The organism is Treponema sp. OMZ 790 (genome assembly GCF_024181285.1).
Classification (GTDB): Bacteria; Spirochaetota; Spirochaetia; order Treponematales; family Treponemataceae; genus Treponema_B.
In genome coordinates, this window is record NZ_CP051201.1 from 59,588 (window position 1) to 85,800 (window position 26,213).

20 protein-coding genes are annotated in these 26,213 nt (G+C 38.2%); 14 read left to right on the top strand and 6 right to left on the bottom strand.

Annotation, left to right across the window (positions count from 1 at the left end; translation table 11 throughout):
* The first annotated feature begins 1 nt into the window (after nt 1).
* The 3 genes from E4O01_RS00255 to E4O01_RS00265 are packed head-to-tail and all read left to right on the top strand — an operon-like array spanning nt 2 to nt 2,920.
* A complete protein-coding gene (locus E4O01_RS00255; RefSeq protein WP_253693078.1) occupies nt 2-1,972 on the top strand; it encodes a FapA family protein in 1,971 nt (656 codons plus the stop codon).
* Complete coding sequence (locus E4O01_RS00260) at nt 1,953-2,294, top strand: hypothetical protein (RefSeq protein ID WP_253693079.1); 342 nt, start codon at nt 1,953-1,955, stop codon at nt 2,292-2,294. The genes E4O01_RS00255 and E4O01_RS00260 overlap by 20 nt, the downstream gene beginning before the upstream one ends.
* On the top strand, nt 2,291-2,920 hold the full coding sequence (locus E4O01_RS00265) for a hypothetical protein (protein ID WP_253693080.1): 630 nt from the start codon (nt 2,291-2,293) through the stop codon (nt 2,918-2,920). Before E4O01_RS00260 ends, E4O01_RS00265 begins: the two co-directional genes overlap by 4 nt.
* Here E4O01_RS00265 and E4O01_RS00270 read toward each other — a convergent pair.
* Nucleotides 2,917-3,807 (bottom strand): DUF4349 domain-containing protein, encoded by an 891-nt coding sequence (locus E4O01_RS00270; RefSeq protein ID WP_253693081.1) that lies wholly within the window; start codon nt 3,805-3,807, stop codon nt 2,917-2,919. The genes E4O01_RS00265 and E4O01_RS00270 overlap by 4 nt on opposite strands.
* 126 nt (nt 3,808-3,933) lie before the next feature.
* Here E4O01_RS00270 and E4O01_RS00275 point away from each other — a divergent pair, with 126 nt between their 5' ends.
* The gene (locus E4O01_RS00275; RefSeq protein WP_253693082.1) at nt 3,934-7,476 is read left to right on the top strand and encodes an alpha-amylase family glycosyl hydrolase; all 3,543 of its coding nucleotides are present in this window, start codon (nt 3,934-3,936) and stop codon (nt 7,474-7,476) included.
* On the opposite strand, the gene E4O01_RS14640 is transcribed toward E4O01_RS00275, so the two are convergent.
* Genes E4O01_RS14640 through E4O01_RS00285 form a run of 3 tightly spaced genes read right to left on the bottom strand, consistent with a single transcriptional unit; the run spans nt 7,473 to nt 9,836 of the window.
* Nucleotides 7,473-7,607: a hypothetical protein gene (locus E4O01_RS14640; protein ID WP_256484060.1), complete on the bottom strand. Its 135-nt coding sequence runs from the start codon at nt 7,605-7,607 to the stop codon at nt 7,473-7,475. The two genes, E4O01_RS00275 and E4O01_RS14640, sit on opposite strands and share 4 nt — an antisense overlap.
* A gap of 4 nt (nt 7,608-7,611) precedes the next feature.
* Nucleotides 7,612-8,925: a PALP domain-containing protein gene (locus tag E4O01_RS00280; RefSeq protein WP_253693083.1), complete on the bottom strand. Its 1,314-nt coding sequence runs from the start codon at nt 8,923-8,925 to the stop codon at nt 7,612-7,614.
* Nucleotides 8,926-8,945: 20 nt separating this feature from the next.
* A complete protein-coding gene (locus tag E4O01_RS00285; protein ID WP_253693084.1) occupies nt 8,946-9,836 on the bottom strand; it encodes a DUF2156 domain-containing protein in 891 nt (296 codons plus the stop codon).
* 146 nt (nt 9,837-9,982) lie between these two features.
* On the opposite strand from E4O01_RS00285, the gene E4O01_RS00290 reads away from it, so the two are divergent.
* Nucleotides 9,983-10,789 (top strand): DUF2715 domain-containing protein, encoded by an 807-nt coding sequence (locus E4O01_RS00290; RefSeq protein WP_253693085.1) that lies wholly within the window; start codon nt 9,983-9,985, stop codon nt 10,787-10,789.
* Between the two features lie 94 nt (nt 10,790-10,883).
* Entirely contained in the window at nt 10,884-11,591 is a 708-nt protein-coding gene (locus tag E4O01_RS00295; protein ID WP_253693086.1) for a DUF2715 domain-containing protein, read from the top strand.
* Nucleotides 11,592-11,652: 61 nt separating this feature from the next.
* Here E4O01_RS00295 and E4O01_RS00300 read toward each other — a convergent pair whose 3' ends face one another.
* A complete protein-coding gene (locus E4O01_RS00300) occupies nt 11,653-12,993 on the bottom strand; it encodes a tetratricopeptide repeat protein (protein ID WP_253693087.1) in 1,341 nt (446 codons plus the stop codon).
* A 148-nt stretch (nt 12,994-13,141) separates the two neighbouring features.
* Here E4O01_RS00300 and E4O01_RS00305 point away from each other — a divergent pair, with 148 nt between their 5' ends.
* From E4O01_RS00305 to E4O01_RS00330, 6 genes are all read left to right on the top strand, one after another.
* Nucleotides 13,142-15,124, top strand: a complete 1,983-nt coding sequence (locus E4O01_RS00305; RefSeq protein ID WP_253693088.1) for a DUF4139 domain-containing protein — start codon at nt 13,142-13,144, stop codon at nt 15,122-15,124.
* 87 nt (nt 15,125-15,211) lie between these two features.
* Nucleotides 15,212-16,285: an MraY family glycosyltransferase gene (locus E4O01_RS00310; RefSeq protein ID WP_253693089.1), complete on the top strand. Its 1,074-nt coding sequence runs from the start codon at nt 15,212-15,214 to the stop codon at nt 16,283-16,285.
* Between the two features lie 18 nt (nt 16,286-16,303).
* Nucleotides 16,304-17,080, top strand: a complete 777-nt coding sequence (locus E4O01_RS00315; RefSeq protein ID WP_253693090.1) for a CDP-alcohol phosphatidyltransferase family protein — start codon at nt 16,304-16,306, stop codon at nt 17,078-17,080.
* Nucleotides 17,081-17,177: 97 nt separating this feature from the next.
* A complete protein-coding gene (locus E4O01_RS00320) occupies nt 17,178-18,698 on the top strand; it encodes a glycine hydroxymethyltransferase (protein WP_253693091.1) in 1,521 nt (506 codons plus the stop codon).
* Between the two features lie 83 nt (nt 18,699-18,781).
* On the top strand, nt 18,782-19,513 hold the full coding sequence (locus E4O01_RS00325) for a carbon-nitrogen hydrolase family protein (protein WP_253693092.1): 732 nt from the start codon (nt 18,782-18,784) through the stop codon (nt 19,511-19,513).
* Between the two features lie 70 nt (nt 19,514-19,583).
* Complete coding sequence (locus E4O01_RS00330; RefSeq protein WP_253693093.1) at nt 19,584-20,390, top strand: phosphohydrolase; 807 nt, start codon at nt 19,584-19,586, stop codon at nt 20,388-20,390.
* Between the two features lie 13 nt (nt 20,391-20,403).
* Here E4O01_RS00330 and E4O01_RS00335 read toward each other — a convergent pair whose 3' ends face one another.
* Nucleotides 20,404-21,918 (bottom strand): IMP dehydrogenase, encoded by a 1,515-nt coding sequence (locus tag E4O01_RS00335; protein ID WP_253693094.1) that lies wholly within the window; start codon nt 21,916-21,918, stop codon nt 20,404-20,406.
* 148 nt (nt 21,919-22,066) lie between these two features.
* Between E4O01_RS00335 and ileS the strand changes: the two genes are divergently transcribed.
* Nucleotides 22,067-25,369, top strand: coding sequence for an isoleucine--tRNA ligase (ileS, locus tag E4O01_RS00340; protein WP_253693095.1), 3,303 nt, complete (start codon nt 22,067-22,069; stop codon nt 25,367-25,369).
* Nucleotides 25,353-26,198: a hypothetical protein gene (locus E4O01_RS00345; protein ID WP_253693096.1), complete on the top strand. Its 846-nt coding sequence runs from the start codon at nt 25,353-25,355 to the stop codon at nt 26,196-26,198. Before ileS ends, E4O01_RS00345 begins: the two co-directional genes overlap by 17 nt.
* The last annotated feature ends 15 nt before the right edge of the window (nt 26,199-26,213 follow it).

The window sequence follows — 26,213 nt, forward strand, 5'->3', positions numbered from 1 at the left end:
TATGATTAGGCTTAATCAAATACAGGAAAAAATGTCTGAAATGCATGAACTGGATTCCGGCCGTTTTTTTGTTGATATAAGCGGAGAAACCCTTGATGAAGCCCTTGCAAATGCAGCCATACAGTTAGGGATGCCTGTTTCCTCGATAGACTACGAGATTCTACAAAAAGGAGCTTCCGGTTTTTTTGCAATAATTCCGAAAGAGTGGAAAATAAGGGCTTATGAAACCATAAAAGTAAAAAAACAGCAAAATATTGAAGAAGAAACGGATGAAACTCAAGAGACAATTGAAGGCGATGTAATTGTCAATAAGGATGGAATGGGGTATGTCTTCTGTGCGGCGGACGGTATCTACTTTAAAGTTACGGCCCCTTCAGGTACAGGCCGGGCTCTCGATATAAAGGCCGCAAGAGACAGGTTTAGGGATAGAGCTCTTCCTATTCCGGAAGATGATGTGCTTTCTACCATATTGGATGAAAAAACCGGAGAATATGTCAGAGTTGCTCCATACAACCGCATTCCGGGAAATGATGCCGCTATGGCCGTTAATATAAGCGATGATGAAATGAAGGCCTATCTCTATGTTACTCCTCCTACTGCAGGCGGTGTAGACCTTTCGGCAGATACGATTATAGCTTTTTTAAAGAATAACAGGATAATTGTCGGAATAAACGAGGAGAGGGTCAGAGAGTTTCAAGATTCTCCCGTTTACCGTGAAGATTATTTGGTCGCAGAAGGTATAGCTCCTCAAAACGGAGCTGATGCAAAAATTCTTTATAACTTTGAAGTAGATAATACGCAGGTACGTTTGCAGGAAACCCGGTCGGGACAAATTAACTTTAAAGAGCTGAACTTGATCCAAAATGTTGTTGAAGGTCAGCCTGTAGCTCAAAAGGTTCCTGCACAACGCGGAAAGCCGGGCAAAACCGTTACAGGAAAATATCTTGATGCCCTTAACGGAAAAGATATTGTAATGCCTGTTGGTAAAAACACAAAGATTGCCGCTGACGGCCTAACTATAGTTGCTGAGGTAAACGGACAGGTTCTTTTGGTAAAAAACAAGATTACCGTACAAGAAATTTACGTAGTAGAAGGCGATGTTTCAATAAGAACAGGAAACATTACATTCTTAGGTTCCGTCTTTGTAAATGGAAATGTGGATGATGGTTTTGTTATAAAGGCCTCCGGAAATATAGAGGTTAAAGGTTCTGTCGGCCGGGCCGAACTTGATACCGAGGGCGATATAGTTGTAAGCCAAGGTATTATGGGTAAAGAAGGCGGCGTTATACGGGCAGGAAAATCCATATGGTCTAAATTTATTCAAAATACGGACGTTGTTGAAGCAGGCGACATGGTAATAGTTTCGGACGGTATTATAAAATCGAATGTAATGGCCAACCGTAAAATTATATGCCGCGGAAAGAAGGCCGATATAATAAGCGGAAATTTAAGTGCTTCCGAATCCATTTCGGCAAGGAATTTAGGAAGTGTTTCAGGCGGAAACGATCTTGTCTTAAGTGTAGGCTTCGATCCCAAAAGCAAGGAACGCTTAAACTTTTTGATGCAAAAACAAGAAATGGATCAAAAAACTTTGGAAGATTTAAAGCTCAATTTGATGAGTCTTGAAGAGCTTAAATCCAAACGGGGAGAACTTCCAAAAGACAAAGAAGAAAATTACAACAAAATGAGCGAGTATAAGTATACTCTGCAAACTGAAATTCATGAAGTAGAAAAAGAAATTACTCAAATAAAAGAGTATCTAAATACCTTGAAAAATCAGGGACGTGTTTCCGCTTCCGGTCATGTATATCCGGGAGTGCGCATAGTAATCAGAGATACTGTCGAAGATGTAAGAATGGATTGCAAGGCTACTACATTCTACCTTGACAAGGGAATTGTGCGTTACGGAAAATATCAAGAAGATAACGATGAGGATGCTAAGAAGGTTCCAAGTGGCTATTCAACCAATTGATCTACAAACTCTATATGCTCAAATGGCTAAGGTGGGAAAACAGCAAGGTGCCGAACAACAGGTAACCTCTATGATTAGGGATGCACAGCAGCAGCAAAATAAAATTGATGCACAAAAAAAACTAAGCACTGTCCAGCTTGTAGAATCTGACAACAATAAAAATCTTAGAATTAATAAAGATGGAAAATCGCCTGATGAAGAGCGGAATAATGACGAAGAGGGCAAAAACCAACCTGAGCCCGAAGAAAAAAATCAGGCTTTAAATAATGAAGATTACATAAAAGACCCTTATTTGGGCCAAAGAGTGGATATTTCGGGATGATGACAGTTGTTTCAATTATTTTATTGATATTAAATATTTTTTTAATTCTCTTTTTTTATTTTAAGCTTAAAAATCAATTTTCCGACAAAGTATTGATCGATAATATAAAAAATGAAACCCAAAAATTGGTAGCACAGATAGCTTTTCAAACTGATCGCTCCGTCACCATCATGGAAGATAAGATTAGAGAAGTCAATAATATTATATCGGAACTTGATAAGAGGATATTGATTGCCGGTAAAGAAGAAGAAAAGCGGAGTGCGGCCGATAGGGTGTATCAAAGTTTGGCTGAAAGTGCCAAGACTTTTTCCGGCATTGAAAGAAGTGTTATCACAAAACATGAAAGACCTGTAATCGAGAATGAAGATGTAAAATTAAAGGTAAACAAATCTTCAAAAGAAGTAAATGAAGAAGAAAAAAAAGATACGGCTGTTGAAGAAGAACCTATCAAGATATACACAAAACAAATTCTTGCTCCCAAATCGGGAATCGTTCCCGACAGAACTGCTGCAATGAAGGAACAGATAATCGAAATGGCTAAAAAAGGCCTTTCAATAGAGCTTATTGCAGAAAAGATTCCTCTTCCTACCGGTGAGATAGAACTTATAATTTCGATGAATACTTAATTCAAATTTTCTTCCTTTTTTGCTTTTCTAGCGGTGCGTTTTTTGATGACAATCATCAAAATTACTGCAATTATGAGTATAAATATCCAAAGATAAAGAATACCTAGAATTATATCGCTAAAAAGGCCTATTCCGTCTTTTACTGCATTAAGAGCTTTGGTAAAAAATGCCGGCCTTGCTATACTGCCGTTTATAATTTGATACATTGAAATGTTTAAAGTACTGTAATTTACCGATTTTTGTAAATAGCGTAAACGGCCTTCAATTGCTTCAATGTCGGAACGTAAATCTTGAATTTGGTTTTGAACTTCTAAAATATCTTTTACCGTTTTAGCCTGACTTAAAATTTTTAAGTAAGTTTGTTCGGTTTCTTTTTTTACTTTTAGACGGGCAAGGCTGTCTACGAATTCTTCCGTAACATCTTCAACCGTAATATTTTTATTATCCAGGTTTTTAATTCCTGCGGTAATTTCATTTAAAAAATTCTCAAAATTTTCTTTCGGTATTCTGATGCTGATTGTCTGTCTGATACTTGAATGAAAATGTTTTTCATCTTCTTGACTTATGTAGGCTTGATATTTTGACACAAGGTTTTCGATTATTTCTCTTGTTTTTTTTATGTCGTCCGTTTCGAATTCTATAAAACCTGTTTTTATAAGTTTTCGTTCTATATCACGGGCATCCAAACTTAGTGTATTTTTATCTTCTGTTTGGGCTCTCTTTGCTATTTCAAACTCGTAATCGGTTGATGAGCTTTTGGATTCCGCACTATAAGCGTTGAATCGGTTTTCTTCGGTATCGGCGTAAGAATCTTTTTTGACACTGCAAGAAAGAAAGATACTTAATGCCAAGCTCAAATATAAAAACTTAAAAACAATATGTTTCATCTTATCCTCCTCAAATCTGCAATTAACTTTAACACAATTTATTTTATTTTACAATGGGAGTTCTACATTTTAACCCGAATAAGTCTTATGCTTGCGTTTTAAGCTTGTTAGTGTTATACTTAACTTATGGCCGTAAACTCTTTTTTTCAAAAAATGGAATTTCACATTAACGGAGATGTCCGCAAAAAGTGTAACTTAAAATCGGTTCTTTTTTCTTCATGCGGAAATGCAGTATTTGAAAATATATCTGAAGTTCATAACTTTGTTTTTAATTTTAATTCGTGTATAAAAGAGGGCATTTTTGGAAAGAATCAAAAATATTTGCAGGCCGGCGAATTAAATGCGATGGGAATTTTTGACGAAGTTCTCCATTATGTTTTAAGGCTCTACCGTCAAAATATCGATGACGATTTTTTTGTTAAAGGATATGAATTTATCGATAAGGAATTTAAAAATAGAAATTTTCACGGTCTTGATTTTTTGCTAAAAGAGTTTTGCAAAAATTTTCCGCCGAGGAATGTTTATACCGATAAACTGTCTTTAGATAAATGGCTTGAATCAAATGATGAAGCATCAAATGTACCGAATAAATTGCTCGCACTTGAAGAACTTATCCTACTCTGCCTTGCAAATAGAAATCCTGCAAATGCGCAGTTTGCAGTTTTATTTAATGACATAAATTTAAAAACAATCGATTCATATAAGCTTTTTTGGGAAACGGCAAAAAAATGGTCAAAAAAGAATAAACCCATAGGGAGCAAGTTAGGAAACGGGCAAAATGAGATGGATATTCTTTCTTTTTTGGAAGAACCGGTGAAGCGATGCCCTTACAGTATTTTTGGCCAGCTGAATTATGTAAAGGAACACTGGGCGGGATTTACTCAAAATCTTTTGCTTAAAGTCTTAGGTGCCGAGGATCTTATTCGCGAAGAGGAAAAAGCCGGCTGGGGGCCGCCCCAAGGCGGAGGTTTTGATGTTCCTGTCTACACCTTTGAAAATTTATTAAAAGAGTACGAGGCCTTTACCCCCGATAAAAATTGGATGCCGAATCTTGTCCTGATAGCAAAGAGCACCTTGGTTTGGCTGGATCAGCTGAGTAAAAAATATTCTGCTCCGATTACCCGTTTGGACCAAATCCCCGATGAGGAGCTTAGATTTTTTGCGGATGCAGGAATAACGGGGCTTTGGCTGATAGGCGTTTGGCAGCGCTCCGAGGCAAGCCGCCGTATTAAAGAGATTTGCGGAAATCCGGATGCGGCCGCAAGTGCATACAGTATCTACGACTATGACATTGCCGAGGAACTGGGCGGCTGGCCGGCTCTGGCTAATTTGCGGGAAAGAGCCCGGGAATTCGGAATCAGAATGGCAGCCGATATGGTTCCAAATCACACAGGCCTTGATTCCAAATGGATTATGGAAGACCCGAATCTTTTTTTGCAGACAAGGGAGTCTCCCTTTCCTGCTTATAATTACGATACCGAAAACCTTTCCCGTGATGGGAGAACAAGCGTTTATCTTGAAAAGGGCTATTATTCAAAGACGGATTGTGCCGTGGTTTTTAAGCGTGTCGATAACTATACAGGCGATGTGCGCTATATCTACCACGGGAATGACGGCACGGGCCTTCCTTGGAACGATACGGCTCAAATAGATTTTTTAAATAGTGAAGCCCGCGAAAAGGTTATCCAAAAAATTCTCCATGTTGCGCGTAATTTTCCCATAATACGCTTTGATGCGGCCATGGTGCTTGCCAAAAAACATATCCGCCGCCTATGGTATCCGGCTCCCGGTTCAGGCGGAGATATCGCAAGCCGTTCCTGCTATGCCCTTTCGATAGAGGAATTTGAAAAAAGAATCCCCGAAGAGTTTTGGAGGGAGGTTGTAGACCGCTGTGCAAAGGAAGCTCCCGACACCCTCCTGCTTGCCGAAGCTTTTTGGATGATGGAAGGCTACTTTGTGCGCACCCTCGGAATGCATCGCGTATATAATTCCGCTTTTATGAATATGCTCAAAAAAGAAGAAAATGCCAAATACAGGGAAACCATCAAAAACACCCTTGAGTTTGACCCGGAAGTTTTGAGGCGCTATGTAAACTTTATGAATAACCCCGATGAAGAAACTGCAATAGCCCAATTCGGAGACGGGGATAAATACTTCGGCATTTGTACAATGATGTCGGCGATGCCCGGGCTTCCCATGTTCGGGCATGGTCAGCTCGAAGGTTTTACCGAAAAATACGGAATGGAATATAGAAGAGCTTATAAGGATGAGACTGTAAATCGAGGCCTTCTTGAAAGGCATAAAAAAGAAATTTTTCCTCTTTTAAAAAGACGGCATATTTTTTCGGGTGTTGAAAAATTTAGGCTCTTTGATTTTTGGAATGAGGGAAACGTAAACGAAAATGTCTTTGTTTGGTCAAACTTTTTTGACGGGGAGCGTTCATTGATTTTTTATAATAATGCCTATGAAAGAGCTTCAGGCTGGATTAAGCTTTCAGCGGCCTTTGCCTTAAAAAATGCAAAAAATGAAAAGGAGTTAAGGCAGGAAACTCTTATGACCTCTCTTAATCTAAGTTCGGGAGAGGCCTATTTTACGGTGTTTTATGAGCAGCGATCTTCCTTATTCTTTTTAAGAAAAAATTCCGAACTTGCAGAAAAAGGTTTTTTTGCAGCCTTGGATGGTTATCAGTGCCAAGTTTTTTTGAGTATCTATGAGGTAAAGGATGAGGAGGGGTATTATAGCGAACTTTACCAAAAAACGGACGGCAGGGGTTTTAAAGATATTGACTTTGAAATAAATAAATGTAAATACGGCAAGTTATACGAATGTTTTAAAGATTTAAGTATAAAAGACTATTTTCCGCAAATTCTTGAGTATTATGATGCCTGCAAAAATAAAAAAACGGCTGTTGAAAATATCTCAAAAAAACTTTGTCCGAGTATTCAGGAATTTTTTGATTCCTTTAATGCCGAGTTTGTTAAAATTTTCCCCCATGATGAAAACAAACCTCATTTTTCTTTATTTAAAAATTCTATAGCTCGTTTTTTTAATATTTTGTATCTTTGTGCTGATGACACTTATCCGGCAGAAAAAGAATTTAAGATCCAAGGCTTTGATCTCTTTGTAAATGATCTTAAAGCCTTGGCTTTTGGCACAAAAGAGAATGCTCTTTTGTATGCGGCAGGTCTTTTATTGTCGGCATTGTTCAAATTCTTCCCTGAAGAAAAAATTCGGCTTTGCCGGTTTGATTTTGTTCTTGCTGAACAGCTTTGCAGTTTTGGCCTTTCCGAATCAAATGCAACGTCTTCATTGTTTTTGCTAAACCGCTTATTTTATTTTACGGAAAATAAAAGCTCCTCTTTTCAGAATCAGGAATTTGGCAGGGAGCGGCTTAAAGTTTTTATAGATTTTTGTGCTCACGATGAAGCCGTCAAAAAATATCTCGGTCTAAACGAATGGGATGGAGAAGTTTGGTTTAATAAAGAGTCCGTGGAAAGATTAATTCTCATAGATATTCTATATAAATTTGTATGGGAAAATTCGGAAGATTCTTTTGATTTTTTGTCTCTAAAACCTTATGTAAATGCTTATTCGGCTATGACCGAGGCTCTTTTTGATGCCGAATACAGGTTAAAAAATATTATTGATTTTTCGGATAAGCAGAACTAGGCCTTTTCGGCGTTTTCTTCAGCGTATTTTTTAAATTCCTCCTCACTCATCTTATCTGCATAAATAGGATAAAGGGCCTCTATTAGTTCTTCAAGTGTGGGAAATTTGGCTCCATCAAGTTTATATGACATAAAACTACCTCTCCATATATTGTAGCATATTTTCAATTTCTTTTTTAGATGCCTGTATCTTTTTTATATTTTTTATGGGCTTTTCCAAGTCATTCATGTATTCCGGTTGATTCGGTTTTTCGCCGCAGGCTTCTTGTATTATATCGGCTTCAAAGGCCGGATGATCCTTTGCTATAAGAATCATAGTTTCGGGCCCCTTGTTTTTGAGAATTTTGCTCTTTATGGCAGCTCCATAGGCGGCTGCTGTTGAGGTATCTATCATAATTCCATAGCGTTGATAGGCCTTTCTGATAAGCTCCTTATAATCCTTTTGTTCTACCGGTTTGGGAAAAATCAGAGCCTTCATAATTGCAGGGCTTATTTCGAAAATTTGTTCCAACCGTTCGATGTTTGAAGGGCTTACAGGGTCTGCCGCATTTCTTTGATTTAAAGGAATTTCCATGGTTTTACAAAAGCAGTCTCCGTCTTTGTTTGCTGAAAGCTCAGGTGTAGAATCGGTAATAAAGCCGTTTAAAGAAAGTCCGCTTTTCCATGCAAAAAGTCCGGCTGCAAGATTTCCGTAATTGCCTGAGTGAAGAGCGTAGTATATCTCGCCAAAGGTGTTTTTTCTTAAGCGCGTAAAGGCATAAAAGTAGAAAAATATTTGGGGTAAAAGACGGCCTATATTTACCGTATTTGCCAGAGTAAGGCCGTATTTTTCTACAAGGTTTCTATCAAGATATACGGATCGTTTTAAGGCTTCCACATCCTTTATGTCTCCATCGCATTCCATCGAGTAAATTGAACCCCCGTTTTCGGCTAAGTATTGTTCGGGTATACCGGATGCATAGCCTTTGGGGTGTATTAAAAGGGTCTTAACTCTTTTTTTGTTTCCGAAAGCTGCAGCCATGCTTTGTCCGTTTTTTTTGGTACCCGTGCCCAAAACTATGGCTTTTTTATCGTTAATTGTTAAAATATGTTCAAGAACTGAAGCAAACCATAAAAAGCCGAAATCTCTATGACAGCCGGTGGGGCCGTGAAAGAGATCCAGCAAAAACAGTTTTTCGTCTAATTGCCGCAATCTGGGGCTGTATTTTCCAAAGGCCGAAACTGCAATGCGTTCCGAAACGGCGGGACTGAATTCTTCTTGCAAGAGGGCTGAAGTTAGAGTTCCTGCAATAGATGTAAAACTTGATGTTTCATTTAAATGGTTTATCCAGTCATTTAAATCAAAGGCTTCTTTCGGAATATAAAGACCTCCGTCGGCCGGCATACAGCTTGTTACTGCTTCATAAAAGGATACTATTTTGTTACCGTTTCTTGTGCTTACTAAATCCATGCTAACCTATTGTATCATATTTAAGATAAAATTCTATACTTTTTTATGAATTTTATCGGTTTATATGTCATTTTTGCTTGCCTCAGGCCTTCATCGCCTAAATCTTGCTCTCTGTTTATGAATTCGATATGTTCAGGTAGATAACCTGCAAAGGCATAGTTAATGTACTGAAAACTTCCTTTGTAGGAGACTAGAGCTTTTTCGAATAACACCACGGCAGTTTTATTATTTTGAGTGATTTCTGCCAAGGTCCAGGCTACAGGTTCATCCCAAACGTAGAGAACGATTCCCATCATCGAGGTTCGGCTTAAAATTGAAAGAGCCTCTAAAGCTGCTTCATAGTCGGAATTTTCAGGAGTTGAATCCGGTTTTGTGCTATTCCATTCTGCAAGAACCTTTTTTGCATCTTCGACATTTTCAAGGGTGAGCGGTTCAATTTTTATCTTGTCATAGGATTTTTCAAATTTGTTTATGTGGGTCTTTTTTTTATGAAAATCCTTGCCTTTTAATTCTGCCAAATTTTGTCTGAGATAAACGTAATCAAAATTATCCCTGTCTTCTTCAATCTTTAGTTCTTTAAAAAAAGGAAGGTTAAAGGTATTTGAATTGTTATCCAAAAAAGATTTTGAAAGAATCATCCATTTTTTATATTTTGCTAATAGTTCTTTCGTTATTTCGACATTTACGGTGCAGCATGGAGTAATAAAAAAGCTTTCACCTTTATATTCTCCGATTATTATCAATAGTTTGTCCGTTTTTGTTACTTGATACTTATAATTATGCCTAAAAAGGTATAAATTCAAAAAAGTCAGTTCCGATATTCCGTCGGGAAGACTTTTTAAGTAAAAATCCATTTCGGATTGCATTTCCAGTGAAATAGGAGCAAATTCGGGATACTGTGGTATACTCATACATATATCCTACTATTTTTAAGCAAAAACGGCAAGAGATATAAAAAAATACTTAAAGCCGATTGAAAATATGCTGATATTGAAATATACTTATAGAGACAGGTTTTATACTTGTTTTTAATTCTAATTTTGGAGGAATAATAATTATGAAAAAAATTATCTTAATTATTGCAGCCCTTAGCTGTATGGTTTCACTGACGGCTTTTGACTTTATGGATATATCGGGCGACGTCGGATTGGGATACATGAATTATACCATAGTCAATAAATACGATAACTCAAAGGTTATCGAACTATTGAGTGATGACTTAAAAGCCTTATTGGGCGGGGAAGGAACATTAAGGATAAGAGATATAAAAGCAAAAGATATTTATAATGCTCTTGTACTTGGGCTTTCTTTGAAGATGAGCTATGTTTACACCAACATTAATGTAGGGTTTCCCTTCAAAGAAATTCCTACAGGCTTTGACCCCCTTGCTCAAAAATTAAAAGATAAGGGTGTTACGGACAGCATAAAAGGATCTGTCATATTTGACGGCCAATTGGGTGTGGGTATTACTCTTATGGAAAAATCGCCTGTAAATATATTCTTGGGCGGGGGATTTGGTATAAATTATGTCAGAATGACTCGTAATTTGCCTAAAGATTTTCTTAGTGGAACTAATGTTGATAGTCTGAAGGAGATACGAAGTATCGGTATGTTCGGACTCGGCGCAGATATAGGTATAAAGTATTTTATTTTACCGAAGGTCGGCCTTTGTCTGGATATAAAAGATACGATATATTTTTTACCGTTAGCAAATAAACGCTTCTATCGAGGTACTGCAAGAGGTATTCCGTTTGATTATTCTATCAATAAAGAGGCTGCCGGTGAGCTCAATATTAAAAAGATGATAAAGTCCACTTGGGCTAATAATTTTACTATAAGGCTAGGTGTTGCCTTAAAGTTATAGTTTAGGAAATGTAAAAAACTTGTAACAATTGAAAGAATGATGAGTTTAGTAAATGACATCATTTACCGATAATGGAAATTATATGGAGGTTTATATGAAGAACAAGAAAATGATTTTTGTTTTTGTCATGCTGGCTGCATGTATCGGTTTTGTATTTGCAGATTTTGCTATTTCTGTGGGGCCTGCTTATACAAATTATTTTACAAAATCGGATACCAAAGTTAGTTTTGATGCAGCTTATAGCAGCATTCAGACTGCTTTGACCGATGTAAAAAATGAAAAAAATAATGCAGCCGGTGTTGCTTTGGATCTTAGAGCCGGACTCTTTTATATGATGGCTCAGATTGCTTTCCCGGGAAAGAATCATAAAGCTCTTCTTTCTCAAGCCGGAAATGCCAAGAATTTTGTATCAAAGAACAGCGTTATCTTTGATTCACAGCTGGGAGCAGGATTGACTTTATTTAAAAAATCAAGGTTTAACCTCTTTCTGGGCGGCGGTCTTGGTTTAAATGCGATGAAGTCTACACAAACTGCTACTATACTTGGTCAAGGCATATCATACGAAAAATTGGACGTTATGTTCGGTTTAGGCGCAAATGTATTGGCTAGTTTTTATTTTACCGATATGATAGGTATTTATGCAGGTATTGCCGATACTTTCTATTTTGCTCCTTTAAAAGTTGAGAAAACTTTTAAAATAGCCGGTGTAGCAGACTATGTTGCTTCCCATAAAAATGGGAAGGTTGGCAATGTTATTGCCAATAGTTTAAACTTAAAACTCGGTCTTTCACTCAGATTTTAAGTTTTAACTTGCTTATTAAAATAAAAAGGCAGCCTCAAAAGGGCTGTCTTTTTATTTTATTTTATTTTAAGGAGTTTAAAACACTTGAAAGTCTTGTTTTGTCGTATAAATCTAAAGGTCTTCCCTCAGAGAATCTGACAGCTTCTTCGGTAAAGGTTCCTGCGCTCATACATATGCCGGAGCCTCCTTTTACTTCTTTTAGACGTGCATGCAGCTCTCTAAGAAGGAGCTCTCCCACTGTTCCTTGAGATCTAAAAAATCTAAAAATAACGGTATCCGAAAAGCGTGCTGTATCTATTTCGGCTACTATATCGGTGTAGGCGGCCAATACCGATATATCCAGTATTTTTACCTTTGCCTTCGGATAAAAGCGGGCTACGATTTTTCTGCAAAGAGCTACAAATTCGCTTTGTCCGGACATAAGGTATATTTGTAAGTTTTTGTTTTTATTTAATTCCTGATATCGCATTATAAGGGTTGCCGCATCCTTGTATCCGGGGCTGGTATTTTGAATTTCTTTTAAAAGATGAAGAGCTTGTCCTATTTCTTGAGTTTTGATATAGGCTTGAGCGAGTCTGTATTTGAGCTCATTGGAGATATCAGCAGGAGCTCCATTATGCTTTAAGCCGATTTGAAAGTCTTCTATAGCCCTTTCCAATTGATCTGCTTTTGCTCTGATCATACCTGTGTATAATGAGGCTTGAGGCCCAAAAACGGGATCAACCCTAAGATGATTTAATATTTTCAAGCATCGGTCTGTCGCTTCTGTTTCATAAAAGCACTCGCCCATGGCAAATAAGACTTCTTTATCGTCGGGTTTAAAGTCTAAGGCTTTTTTTAAGGCCGGCAGAGCTTCGTTATATTTATGCAGATGCTGAAAGGTATAACCAAGATATTTTGTTGCCAAAAAACTGTTGGGTTCAATTATCAATGCCCGTTTGAAAAATTTAACTGCCTTTTCATAATCTTTTTCAAGATAATAAATATAACCTAAATTGTAGCTGACATCGAGATTTTTAGGGTTTATAGTCTCAGCAAGCAGAAATCCTTTTTTTGCTTCAGGAACTCTGTTTGTTTTTAAAGCACAGATGCCGTATTTGATTGCAATATCCAGCTGTTTACTCATTTCAAGCTGTTTCATCCTATCTATCAAAGCTGAGTGGGCAGAATAGGCTTTTTCCCAGTCCTGATCTTGATAATAAATATCTCCCATTATAAAAAGACCATCAGGATCATGAGGGTTTTGAGCCAAACGCCTAGTCGCTTCTTTCATTAGAACGGCCCTGCCTTTAACTTTTTTTCTTCCTCCTGTAGATGAGGCATTGTTTCTTGTAGTTATCAGGACAATGACAACAGCAACGATAATAATAATAAAAAAGGAAATAATAATAGTTGATACCATTCTCATATTATGCGTTTTATTTTGATATATGTCAATGGAAGAGAATTGAATTTATTTTTATTTTTTACAATAATGTCTTAATTTTTAACCTAGGCAATATCCTCTATCTGTGGTATAATCAAAGTTAGACTTATTCCTTGGAGGAGGTATGAAAAAAGTATTTTTTATGTTAATTTCAGTATTATGTATGTCGACGGTTTTTACCGATACCGCAAACGGTTTTGATGAAAATGATATTCCGTTAAAAAATGTGACGCTTTATTCATCAGGAGTAGCTCATTACGAGCATGAGGGAATTGTAAAAGGCTCAGGTAAAATAGACTTGTTGTTTCTGCCGTCCCAAATCAGTGATGTTTTAAAATCCATTTTTGTAAAAGATCCTGCAGCAAAAAGCTTATCGATAAATTATCAGTCAGAAGATACTCTTAAAAAAACTATGCAGAGTTTAAAAATCGATTTATTCGGGAATGATTCTATTTTCAAACTTCTTAAAGCTCAAAAAGGTGCCGAGCTTGAAGTTTATACCCCGAATAAGATTGTAGGTAAAATTTTAAACATCGATAAAAGCGGAGATTCCGAAAACGGTGTTATTCTTTCTATTGTTGCAGAGGACGGCGTTAAGGTGATATCTTTTAACGATGTACAATCTTTTAAATTTACTGATCCTCAGCGAAATGAAGACTTACAAAAGGCCTTAGCTTTAATTTTGGAAGCCTCGGCAAAAGAAAGGAAGCTGATTTCGATAGATATAGAATCGGCAGGGGAACGTAAGATAGGATTTTCTTATGTCATGGAAGCTCCTATTTGGAAGCCTACATATAGATTGGATATGGGGAATAATGTTGCATCTTTTCAGGCTTGGGCAATAATAGATAATTCTACGGATCTTGATTGGAAAGGTGTAAAGCTTACCCTTACAAGCGGCCGGCCCATAGGGTTTAAACAAAATTTATATGAACCATATTATACTCACCGTGAAACTATTCCCATCCTTGCAGGACAGGCAGCCAGCCCTGAAACCTTTGAATCCGCTTATGACGATTCTGCTGATTATAAGGCAAGAAAAGCTCCTATGGAAATGCAAAAATATGCTTATGAGAGTCTTGATCTTTCTATGACCGATGTTGAAGAAGATGCTTATTTTGAAAATCAGACTGTTGCCAAAAGTATTGCAGGAGAAATGTTTGCTTTTACTCCTGTTAAACCCGTTAATTTACCAAGACAAAAAAGCACTATGATTCCTTTAAGCCTTACTTCTCTTCCTGCTCAAAAATATTCGGTATTTTCGGCTATACCCTATGGAGCCGAGGTTCATCCCAAGTTGTGTATAAATATTGAGAATAATTCCGGTATTAAATTTCCGGCGGGGCCTATTACGGTTTTTGAAAGCGGAGAGTATGTCGGTGATGCCGTTTTGAATTTTTTACCAGAAAATGAAAAACGCCTTATAGCTTTTGGGGATGATATGGATGTGAGAGGATCCAAAACCGAAAGCATTGATAATAAGCTCCAAAGTATTAAAATAGTAAAAGGTGTTTTACATCGAAAGTATAAATCATCTAAAAATGCGGTTTACACTATTAGGAATGCAGCTTCAAAAGAGCGTTCTATTATTGTCGAGCATCCTATAAGTTCCGGATTTAATCTCGCAGATGAAAAAAAATTATTGGAAAAGACTGCAAATAAGTACAGGTTTAACATAAAGGTTAAGGCTTCTTCTCAAGAAAAACTTTCCATAGAAGAGGAAAGGTCTTTTGAAGAAGTTTTACAGATTAATACGATGGACAATAATGCTATCATAGGCATTTATTCCAATTCGGAGTTGCCTGAAAAAATAAAGAAAACTTTTAAATCCATTTTAGATGAAAAAGTAAAAGTTGATAAGGCTCAAATAGCTTTGACCGATTTACAAGGTGAACAAAAAATACTCAATGGAGAACAAGATAGGGTTCGCAAAAATATTCAGGCTGTGGGAGCGGAAACTCAACAAGGTAAACTGTTTTTAGATAAGTTAATTCTTATAGAGGAGAAATTGGAGGATTTAAAAGTTAAGATTGAACAAGCGGAGAAACAATATTCTAAAATAAAAACCGATTTTGTAAATTACGTTGAAAAAATCAATTTAGAATAGTTATTCGGCCGGTTTGCGTTAAGGCTTGATAATTTAGCTTTATTGTTGTATAATGCCTACACAGAATATAAAAGGAGTGTATGGAATTTGACAATAGTTCAATTTATTTTTTATATCATGTTTTTGCCATGTACTTTGTCTGCTTTTTTTGTTTATTCGGCTATTATATTTTCAAGAAAGCATAATTTATATGACAAAACAGGGGGAAGAAAAATACATTCCGGAAATATTCCAAGAATAGGCGGATTGGGATTCGGTCTTGCCTATCTTATTTCAAGCCTTACCGTACATTTTCTTTTTCCTCATCTAAGACTTTTACATTTAAATTTTTTTTATATTGCTCTAGGCGGTGTAATTATCTTTGCCATGGGACTTTGGGATGATATAAAAAATTGGAGAGCAATTTTTAAGCTTTTGGTTCAAAGCATAGCTGCCGTTTTAGTAATGTACGGCGGTTATACTTTTAAAAAAATAAGTTTCGGCCCGATAGGTTTTTTTTGGTTTATGGGACCCGAAACTTATATAATAACTTTTTTATGGATAGTAGGAATAACCAATGCGGTTAATCTTGTAGACGGCATTGACGGGCAAGCCGGCTGTCTTGGAGTTTCCGTCCTTTTAACTTATGCGGGGATTTATTATTCGGCAGGTATAAGTCATATTATAATACTTAGGCTTCTTATTCTCATTTTTGCCGTTATAGGCTTTCTATTTTTTAACCTTTCCCGGCCTAGTGCAAAGATATTTATGGGAGACTGCGGTTCACAAATTTTAGGTTTTGTTTTGGCTGTTCTTCCTCTTATACCAAGTCCTCATGGATATGAAGCAGCAGGTTTGATATTTGCCGCTCTGATCTTAATGCTGCCCATTTTTGATACTGTTGCTGCAATATGGCGTAGAATAAGGGAAAAACGCCCTATAGGAATAGGAGATAGATATCATTTGCACCATAAGCTGATGCTGATGGGGTTTACTCCAAGAGGAGCTTTAGGCGTTTTTATGATATTCCAAGTAATTATAAATCTTTTTGCATATATGGCTATAGTTTTGCAAGGGGGACATGCCCTTATAATTTTGATAGGGCTTATACTTGTAGGCATACTGTTTTTTATGTTGATTCATTATGAAAAAGAAAGAATTGTAAATAAAAAAGAAAAATAATCCGGAGTTACTCACATTATGGAAAAAAAAATTGGCAGATTGATCTTGTTTTTTTGGTTGTTCCAATGTTCAGCCGTTTTTGCAATTTATAAAATATTTAATACCGATAGTGAAATTTTTAGTTCATTTTTAATACATATAACTCTTTGGCATTCTCTTCTTCTCTTGTTTTTAGTTTTATACAAGGGAGATTTTATAAATGTGGAAAATAATCTCACGTTAGAAAAAATTAATCTTGCAAACGGAATAACCCTTTGCCGCATAAGCTCGGTTCCTTTAATTGCTTTTCTTTTAAAACAAAACGAGATAGATAACATAAAAACTATATTAGCCGTTGTTTTAATTTTGGTATTTTTGACGGATTTTTTTGACGGATTTATAGCACGTAAATTTAATCAAGAAACAAAAATAGGGCGTATGTTGGATTCCATGAGTGATTACTCCCTTCTTGCTCTGGTTTCAATTGTATACTATCAGCTGGGACTGGTTCCTAACTGGTTTTTCTATCTGATTTTCGGAAGACTAATGTTTCAAGCTTTCGGCATGTTGTTCTTTATATTGCTAAAATTTCCGGTTGAAATAAAATCGACAAAGGGCGGTAAGATAACCATAGCCACAACCATGATTTTGTACAGCCTTAAAATCATGCAATTCTTTATTCCGTTTTCTAATAATTTTGAAGATTTATTTTTAATAGCCGAATATGTCTGCGGGTTTATAATTTTTGTATTTTCGTTTGAAAAAATCTTCATTTTTTGTAATCATTACGGGAAATATCGCAGACAGAATAAATAAACTTGTAGTTGTACAGGTTTGAAAGGCTAGAATATAATTTCATAAATTGTTATAATGGGATAGTAATATAAAATACGGTTTTTATAGGAGTTGTAGTATGAAAGAAGGTTTAAAAAAATACCTTGAAAAAGAAGGAGCAAATGCGAAACTTCCGATGGTTGCGTATTTGGCCAATTTGGATCAGGTTGCCTCAGTGCACCCTGAGGTTGCATCAAGTATTGTAAAAGAAATAGAAAATCAGCGCAGTCACTTAAAACTTATTGCCAGCGAAAACTATTCTTCATTGGCAGTTCAAGCTGCTATGGGTAATTTGCTCACAGATAAATATGCAGAAGGTTTCCCTGAACATAGGTATTACGGAGGATGTGAAAACGTAGACGCCGTTGAAATGGCTGCTTGCGAAGAAGCTTGTAAAATCTTCGGAGCCGAGCACGCATATGTACAGCCTCACTCCGGTGCTGATGCAAATATAGTAGCCTATTGGGCAATTTTAAATGCAAAGGTCGAAGAGCCTTTCTTAAAGAAATTTGAAACGGTTGTAGACGGAAAGGTTAAAAAGATGAGCCTTGAAGGCTTAAGCCATAAAGATTGGGAAGAATTACGCCATGCTCTCGGAAACCAAAAGCTTATGGGCTTGGATTATTATTCCGGCGGGCACCTTACCCACGGTTATGTTCAAAATGTTTCTTCAAAGATGTTCAGAACATGTTCATATACTGTAAGCAAAGAAACAGGCGAATTGGATTATAACGAAATCGAAAAAAGAGCAATGGAAGAAAAACCCTTGATTCTTTTGGCCGGATACAGTGCTTATCCTAGGAAGATTAACTTTAAACGCTTTAAAGAAATTGCCGATAAGTGCGGTGCTGTTTTGATGGTTGATATGGCCCACTTTGCAGGTTTGGTTGCAGGAAAAGTTTTTGAAGGTGAATATAACCCCGTCCTTTGGGCTGATGTTGTAACAACTACAACCCATAAAACTCTTCGAGGCCCCCGCGGTGCCATGATTCTTTGCAAAAAAGAATTTGCCGAATTCGTTGATAAGGGATGCCCCCTTGTAATCGGCGGCCCACTTCCTCATGTTATGGCTTCAAAGGCTGTTGCATTCCGCGAAGCAAGCAGCAAGGAATATCAAGACTATGCCCACAAGGTAAGAGACAACGCTGCTGCCTTAGCTGATGAATGTATGAAACTGGGTATGAAGCTCCAAACAAACGGAACAGATAACCACTTAATGCTGATTAACGTAACAAAATACGGCTTAAACGGCCGGCAGGCGGAAACTGCAATGTCCGAGTGCGGTGTGACTCTTAACAGAAACAGCTTGCCCTTCGATCCGAACGGCCCATGGTGGACAAGCGGCTTGCGCGTAGGTACTCCTGCAGTAACCAGCATCGGAATGGGTGCTGCCGAGATGAAGCAGATCGCTTCTATCATTGACAGGGTTTTAAAAGCTTCAAAACCCGGCGTAACAAAGAGCGGTGCTCCCAGCAAGGCTAACGTAATTGTTGACCCCGCCGTAAAAGCAGAAATTCAAAAAGAAGTAGATACTCTTTTACACAAATTTGTTCTTTATCCCGAATTGGATTTGGATTATCTAAAGAGCATCTATTGCTAAAGAATAATTTAGTTTAATTTAAGATGGGGGCTCCGAAAAGCTTTTGCTTTATATTGGATGCCCCTTTTTTTATGGAGGGAAATATGAAAATTGGACTTTGTGCATCGGAAAATAAAAATAATGATATTGATTTTAACATAGCTCAAATTGAAGATTTTATAAAAAAGACAAGAACCGAAAAGCCTGACCTTCTTCTTTTCGGAGAAAGTTTTTTGCAGGGGTTTGATTCGGTTTGTTTTGAATATAAAAAAGATATTTTAACGGCTTTCCAAATAAACTCGGAACCTATCACAAAAATCCGTTCAATTGCCAAAAAAGAAAAAACGGCAATAGGTTTCGGTTTTATCGAAAACGATCATGGTGCTATTTTCAGTTCCTACATGATAACAGGAAAAAACGGAGAAATACTTTGTCTTTACAAAAGAGTTTCCCGAGGCTGGAGAATTCAAGGTACCTGTGCCGATTACCGTGAAGGGAAAGATTTTTTTGAGTTTGATTTTGAAGGTAAACGTCTTGGTGTTTTTATCTGCGGAGACTTATGGGAAGATGAACTTTTAGATAGGATTATAAGCCTCAATCCAGATGCCTTTTTGTGGCCTGTTTTTTGCAGCTATACAAAGGAAGAATGGGAAAACGGTGAAGCCTCCGCCTATGCCGAAAGAGCAGCAATCCTTGATCCTCCCGTTTTATTTATAAATTCGCTTGTAGAGGAGAATGCTCCGGCTGCAGGAGGAGGTGCATTTGTATGGCATCACGGTAAACTTGTAAAAGAAATACCGATGGGCAAAACAGGATTTTTATTATACGAAATTTAATGAAATCTTATTGGAATTTCGGGCTTTTTTTGGGTATATTAGTATAAATGGAATTTTTATTGGAGTAGCTATGAAATCGCCTAAAGAGATTAACACAGAAAAACTGCTTTTAGACTATGTTAAAGATAATACTATTGTTTCCCGGCTTTTGCATATTTTGATTGCCGATCCTGAAATCGAAGCTTTGCAGGACTATGCCAATTCGGTTTCGATTGTGAGATTGGGGTATAATGATCACGGGCCTGTTCATATGAAGCTTGTAACCTCAAATGCGCTTAAAATATTGGATCTTTTAAAAAAAGCAGATGTGCAAACCAGTCTTGAAAAAGAAGGAACGGGTTCTTTAGAAGACAGCTATTGTGCCGTAGTGCTTGGATCCTACCTTCACGATATAGGGATGTCTTTGACCCGGCAAGACCATGAGCTTTTTTCGATGACATTGGCTCTTCCAATAATTGAAAGGACACTGGATAAGTTGGGTCTCACATCGTTTAATCAAAGAGCCGTCATAAAAGCTATGACCTGCGAGTGTATAATCGGCCACATGGCAAGCCGAAAAATTCATTCGATTGAGGCCGGCATAGTTTTGATAGCCGACGGCTGCGATATGAAAAAGGGGAGAGCCCGTGTTCCGATGGAACTAAATACCGATGCTAAGATAGGAGATATTCACAAATATTCTGCCAATTCCATTAAGTCCGTTTCCATTGCTGCCGGAAAAGAAAAACCCGTGCGCATAGATGTTTTGATGGACAGCGATGTAGGCTTTTTTCAGGTAGAAGAAGTCTTGATGGGAAAAATAAATATGAGCCCTGCAAAGCCCTTTATCTCCCTATATGCACAGTCGGGAGACAAAGAAGCTAAACGGTATCTTTAAAGCCGCTCTTTATTTAATAGTTTGAGCTGGAAGAATGGCTCATGTCTTTTAAGACAACATCGTGCGGTCCGCCTTCAATGATACTTGCCGAAGAAACTAATGTTATTTTTGCATCACGCTGGAATTCGGGAATACTTAACACGCCGCAGTTACACATGGTTGAGCGTATTTTATTTAAGGTTACCGAAACATTGTCGTGAAGTTTTCCCGCATAGGGAACATAAGAGTCTACGCCCTCTTCAAATGAAAGCTTTTTCTCCCCGCCCGAATCGTAACGCTGCCAGTTTCTGGCTCTTGCGGAACCTTCTCCCCAGTATTCTTTCATATAGTTTCCGTTGATTAAGACCTTGTTTGTCGGGCTTTCGTCAAAGCGGGCAAAGTAGCGGCCGAGCATACAAAAGTCGCTTCCCATAGCGAGGGCTAAGGTTATGTGATAGTCAAAAACAATTCCGCCGTCGGAGCATATCGGAATGTAAATGCCCTTCTTTTTAAAATATTCATCCCGGGCTTTGGCAACTTCAATTACGGCAGTGGCCTGACCGCGTCCTATGCCCTTCGTTTCTCGGGTAATACAGATTGAGCCGCCTCCAATTCCGACCTTGATAAAATCGGCTCCTGCATCCGCTAAAAAATTAAAGCCGTCTGCATCGACAACATTTCCGGCTCCTATGGGGATTGCATCTCCGTATTTTTCTTTTACAAATTGAATGGTTTGTTTTTGCCAATCGCTGAAGCCGTCGGAAGAGTCGATGCAAAGTACATCGGCTCCGGCTTCAACAAGGGCGGGAACGCGTTCTTCATAATCGCGCGTGTTTATACCGGCTCCTACCATGTAGCGCTTTTTTTCGTCAAGGAGTTCGAGAGGGTTTTCCGTGTTACTTTCATAGTCTTTTCTAAAAACAAAGGCAACGAGGCAGCCTTTTTTGTCCAGAATGGGAAGAGAATTCAGCTTATATTCCCAGATAATGTCTTGAGCTTTTTTTAGGCTTATCCCTTCTTCTGCAACATGGAGCCGTTCTATGGGCGTCATAAATTCTTTTACTTTTGTATTTAAATTTGTGCGGCCTATGCGGTAATCTCTGCCTGTAACTACGCCCAAAAGTTTTCCGCGGCCTGTTCCGTCATCGGTTACGGCGACAGTGGTATGGTCGGTTTTATCTTTTAAGTTTAAGACATCACTCAATTTTTGATCGGGTGTAAGGTTTGAATCGCTTTCAACAAAACCGGCGCGATAGTTTTTTACTTTTGCAACCATCTTGGCTTCATTTTCTATTGATTGCGAGCCGAAAATAAAGGAAAGGCCTCCCTCTCTTGCAAGGGCAATAGCCATATTATGATCTGAAACGGATTGCATAATCGAAGAGACCAGCGGAATATTTAAACTGATTTTAGGATTTTTTCCTTTTTTGTATTTTGTTAAAGGCGTTTTAAGGGAAACGGAATGCGGAATGTGTTCGACTCCCGAAAGGCGCGGGACCAATAAGTATTCGCTGAATGTATGCGAAGGTTCATCATAAAAAAAAGCCATAGATCACCTCGAAAATAAATTTGTTAATGATATAATTTTTTACAAAAAAAATCAAGGACGCTGATTTTTCATTTTGCCGGAGGCGTTGTATAATTTAGAAAAAAATAGTATAATTCTTGACTGTAATTTTTGTATTTTGGAGTTTTTAATGTATAAGCCCGTAGACCCTAAGGTTGATTTTGCAAAACAAGAAGAAGAAGTTTTAAAATTTTGGGAAAAAAATGACGTGTTTAAAAAATCCGTTTCGTCCCGTGACGGCCGGGATAATTATATTTTCTTTGACGGCCCGCCCTTTGCCACAGGACTGCCTCACTTCGGCCACTTTGTGCCCGGAACAATTAAGGATATTATTCCGCGATATAAAACGATGAAGGGTTTTAAGGTTGAGCGCCGTTTTGGGTGGGACTGCCACGGTCTTCCAGTTGAAAACTTAATCGAAAAAGAACTCGGACTCAATTCAAAAACCGACATAGAAAAATACGGTATAGATAAATTTAACGAGGCCTGCCGTGCAAGCGTTTTACGTTATGTAAAAGAGTGGAGAGAGACTATTACACGCTTAGGCCGATGGATCGATTTTGAAAACGATTATAAGACCATGGAGCCTGCCTTTATGGAATCCATTTGGTGGGTGATGAAAAGCCTTTGGGAAAAAGGCCTCTTGTACGAGGGCTACTATATTCTTCCGTATTGTCCGAGATGCTCTACTGTTCTTTCAAACCATGAGCTTAACTTGGGCGGCTACAAAGATGTCCACGACCCCGCAATAACGGTACGCTTTAAAACTCTTCCTCCGGTAAAGACTTCGCCTGCCGGTAAGGCCTTTGAGGTGAAAAATGCTCTTCCCTCCGAAACCTACCTTTTGGCATGGACAACCACTCCTTGGACTCTTCCGAGCAACCTCGGCCTTGCTGTGGGTGCCGATATCGATTATGCTTTAATAGAATATGACGGGGCTCACTATATAATTGCCGTTCCACGGCTTGAAGCTTATTTTGCAAAGAACGGAAAAGAAGAACCAAAAGAGTATAAGCTGATATGGACAAAGAAGGGAGCTGAGCTTGAAGGATTACGCTATGAGCCCCTCTTTCCTTATTTTAAAAACTTGAGCTCAGACGAAGACGGAAAAAATGCTGAGTCCGGGCAGGGTGCTTTTAGGGTTTTAATAGGAGACTTTGTCACAACCGAAGACGGAACGGGCATTGTTCATACGGCTCCCGGCTTCGGTGAAGACGATAACCGCATCTTTAAGGATACCGGAGTGCCGACTGTCTGCCCCGTCGATGCAGAATGTAAATTTACCCAAGAAGTACCCGACTATCAAGGTCTTTTTGTAAAGGATGCCGACAAGCAAATTATGGAAAGGTTAAAAACCGAAGGCAAACTTTTTAAGCGGGCTCAAATTTTGCACTCCTATCCTCATTGCTGGCGATGCTCAAGTCCCTTGATATACAGGGCTGTTGCAAGCCGGTTTGTTTCGGTTACAAAGATAAAGGACAAGCTCCTTAATGCCAACTCAAAAATAAATTGGCAGCCCGGCCATATAAAGACAGGCCGCTTCGGAAAGTGGCTTGAGGGAGCCCGTGACTGGGCTATCAGCCGAAACCGGTATTGGGGAAATCCCATTCCGATTTGGAAGTGTGAAGAATGCGGCGAGAAGATTTGTGTAGGAAGCAGGGAAGAACTAAAAGAACTTTCAGGAGTCTTCCCCGATGATATGCATAAGCACTTTGTCGATAAGATAACTATGCCTTGCAAAAAATGCGGCGGAACGATGAAGCGTGTACCGGAAGTTTTGGATTGCTGGTTTGAGTCCGGTTCGATGCCCTATGCCCAACAGCACTATCCTTTTGAAAATAAAGAATACTTTGAAAAAAACTTCCCGGCCGATTTTATTTCGGAAGGCTTGGATCAAACCAGAGGATGGTTTTATACCCTGACGATTTTGGCGGCAGCCCTCTTTGATGAACCTGCCTTTAAAAACTGTATTGTAAACGGTCTTGTTCTTAATGAGGACGGGAAGAAGATGTCCAAGTCCTTACGTAACTACACCGACCCCAACGAGGTTATAAAGCAATTCGGTGCGGATGCCCTCCGTCTCTTTTTAATGAATTCGAATGTCGTAAAAGCTGATGATTTAAAATATTCGGATGAGGGAGTGCGTGATGTTCTTAAAGGAATTTTAATTCCTTTTTGGAACAGCTACAGTTTCTATATAACCTATGCCAATATCGACGGAGTAAGGCCTCCTCATAATGCAAAGGTCGACGGAAAGGACGAGGGAGTCGAAGAGTTTTTGGTAAAACTAAATAATCCCTTAGACTTGTGGATTCTATCGGTAACCGAAAAACTGGTTGCCGATGTAACGGAAGCTCTCGACAAGTATGACCTATCGCAAGCTATTCCGCCTATGGTCGAATACATTGACCTTTTAAATAACTGGTATATCCGCCGTTCGCGCCGCCGCTTTTGGAAGAGCGAAAATGACGGGGACAAGGCTCAGGCCTACGAAACCCTGTATAGAGCCTTAAAGAAATTCTCCCTTGTTGCCGCTCCGGTAGTACCCTTTATTACCGAAAGCATTTGGCAGAATTTGAGGACAGAAAAGGATGCTCTTTCCATTCATCTTGCAGACTACCCTGAGTACAACGATAAGATAAGAAACAGGGAGCTGGAATTTAAGATGCAAACAGTACAAAAGGCTGTTTCTATGGGAAGAGCCTTACGCTATCAGTTTAACTTAAAAATAAGGCAGCCCTTAAAGGCAGTCGAAATAGTAACCCTCAATCCTGAAGAAAAAAGAGTTCTTCTGGAAATGGAAGAAAGCATAATCGAAGAGCTCAATGTTAAAGAGGTTATCTTCCATGAAAAAGAAGATGAACTTGTCGAGTATTCGGCCAAGGCTAATTTTAAGGTGCTCGGAAAAGAGCTTGGCCCTCTTATGAAAAAAGCCGCTGCCATTATCGAACAGATGAATTCAAGTGAGATTCAAAATATAATGGAGGGGGCTACTTTAAGTATCGACATTGAAGGAAAATCGGTCGAAATAACAGCCGATAAGATTGTAATAAACAGGATTGAAAAAGCTTCTTTAAAAATAGTAAATGAGGGTACACTTACGGTAGGCCTAAATACCGAACTTACTGAAGAACTTTTAATGGAAGGCTATATCAGAGATTTGGTAAGAGGCATTCAAACTTTGCGAAAAGAATGCGGCCTTGATGTTACCGATAGAATTAAACTTTATCTTTCAGCTTCTTCAAAAAATGCCGATAATAAAGAATTAGAAAAAGCCTTTGAGCTTTTTAAAGACTATGTTTGTGATGAAACCTTGACCGTGCAATCTTCTTGGCTTAAAACGAGAGACTTGAAAAAGCTCGGTTCAATTAAAACGAGTCTTGTTGAAGCCGGCGATTATGAATGGGAGATTGGAATTGAAAAGAATAATTAGAAATACCCTTGCTGCACTTATTGTTATTTTGGTTTTTGCTTCGTGTAAGACCGCTCCTCCTCTTCCGGGGATTGTAAGACCTTTCGGTATGGTAGGCGATAATGCAGATATGTATATTTATATGCCTATTGAGAAAAATAAAAGGATAGCAGAACCCATTTTGACTTCAGTTGGGGGAGATGCCATGAAGCAGGCCCTTAGCAGGACAACAGCTGTTTATTCAGGCGTATTTGTAAAGAGCGGTTTGCCCGAAATCAGGATTTGCTCCACCGGTAAATATCCGTATGGAGTAACTGACAGTATTTTTAAGAAAAAAAACGGCTGGGAACCTAAAAAGACAAAGGAAAAATATAAATATTATACATCCCCTTATATTGATGTTTCTATTCCTTCTCCTCAGATAGCATGCTTGGTGCTTGGGCCGGATGACAGACTAAGTATGGAAGCCTTTTTGGGAAAATTGGCTCAGCCCGAAGAAGCCGTATTTTCTCAACGCTTTGATGCTCTTGTTAATTCCGGCTCACAGGATATAGGAATTTTTGTAAAGAATGGAGACTTTTTTTTGGATCAAATTATAGGTGTTCAACTCGGCCTTCCCGTAGGCGTGATAGAAATGTATTTAAAAAAGAATTCGGGAGCCGAAGGCGAATATATATATGATTTGAGTGTTGAAACAAAAAATGTGATGACGGCTTCTTTGTTAAAACTGTTTTTTAAAAAACAACTTAAAGCCGATGTTAGGATTGAAGAAAACAAACTGATTATAGAGAATAGATCAGTTAGCGAATCTAAAATTATTGCAATAATAAAATCTTTATATAATTATTAACCTATAGGAGTTTAA

Excerpts from the sequence above, each read along its gene's own strand:
- ileS (WP_253693095.1), top strand. The coding sequence starts at position 22,067 with ATGTATAAGCCCGTAGACCCTAAGGTTGATTTTGCAAAACAAGAAGAA.
- E4O01_RS14640 (WP_256484060.1), bottom strand. The coding sequence starts at position 7,607 with ATGTCATATAAACTTGATGGAGCCAAATTTCCCACACTTGAAGAACTA.
- E4O01_RS00325 (WP_253693092.1), top strand. The coding sequence starts at position 18,782 with ATGAAAATTGGACTTTGTGCATCGGAAAATAAAAATAATGATATTGAT.
- E4O01_RS00285 (WP_253693084.1), bottom strand. The coding sequence starts at position 9,836 with ATGAGTATACCACAGTATCCCGAATTTGCTCCTATTTCACTGGAAATG.
- E4O01_RS00300 (WP_253693087.1), bottom strand. The coding sequence starts at position 12,993 with ATGGTATCAACTATTATTATTTCCTTTTTTATTATTATTATCGTTGCT.
- E4O01_RS00315 (WP_253693090.1), top strand. The coding sequence starts at position 16,304 with ATGGAAAAAAAAATTGGCAGATTGATCTTGTTTTTTTGGTTGTTCCAA.
- E4O01_RS00295 (WP_253693086.1), top strand. The coding sequence starts at position 10,884 with ATGAAGAACAAGAAAATGATTTTTGTTTTTGTCATGCTGGCTGCATGT.
- E4O01_RS00305 (WP_253693088.1), top strand. The coding sequence starts at position 13,142 with ATGAAAAAAGTATTTTTTATGTTAATTTCAGTATTATGTATGTCGACG.
- E4O01_RS00265 (WP_253693080.1), top strand. The coding sequence starts at position 2,291 with ATGATGACAGTTGTTTCAATTATTTTATTGATATTAAATATTTTTTTA.
- E4O01_RS00335 (WP_253693094.1), bottom strand. The coding sequence starts at position 21,918 with ATGGCTTTTTTTTATGATGAACCTTCGCATACATTCAGCGAATACTTA.
- E4O01_RS00330 (WP_253693093.1), top strand. The coding sequence starts at position 19,584 with ATGAAATCGCCTAAAGAGATTAACACAGAAAAACTGCTTTTAGACTAT.
- E4O01_RS00290 (WP_253693085.1), top strand. The coding sequence starts at position 9,983 with ATGAAAAAAATTATCTTAATTATTGCAGCCCTTAGCTGTATGGTTTCA.
- E4O01_RS00275 (WP_253693082.1), top strand. The coding sequence starts at position 3,934 with ATGGCCGTAAACTCTTTTTTTCAAAAAATGGAATTTCACATTAACGGA.
- E4O01_RS00280 (WP_253693083.1), bottom strand. The coding sequence starts at position 8,925 with ATGGATTTAGTAAGCACAAGAAACGGTAACAAAATAGTATCCTTTTAT.
- E4O01_RS00270 (WP_253693081.1), bottom strand. The coding sequence starts at position 3,807 with ATGAAACATATTGTTTTTAAGTTTTTATATTTGAGCTTGGCATTAAGT.
- E4O01_RS00255 (WP_253693078.1), top strand. The coding sequence starts at position 2 with ATGATTAGGCTTAATCAAATACAGGAAAAAATGTCTGAAATGCATGAA.
- E4O01_RS00320 (WP_253693091.1), top strand. The coding sequence starts at position 17,178 with ATGAAAGAAGGTTTAAAAAAATACCTTGAAAAAGAAGGAGCAAATGCG.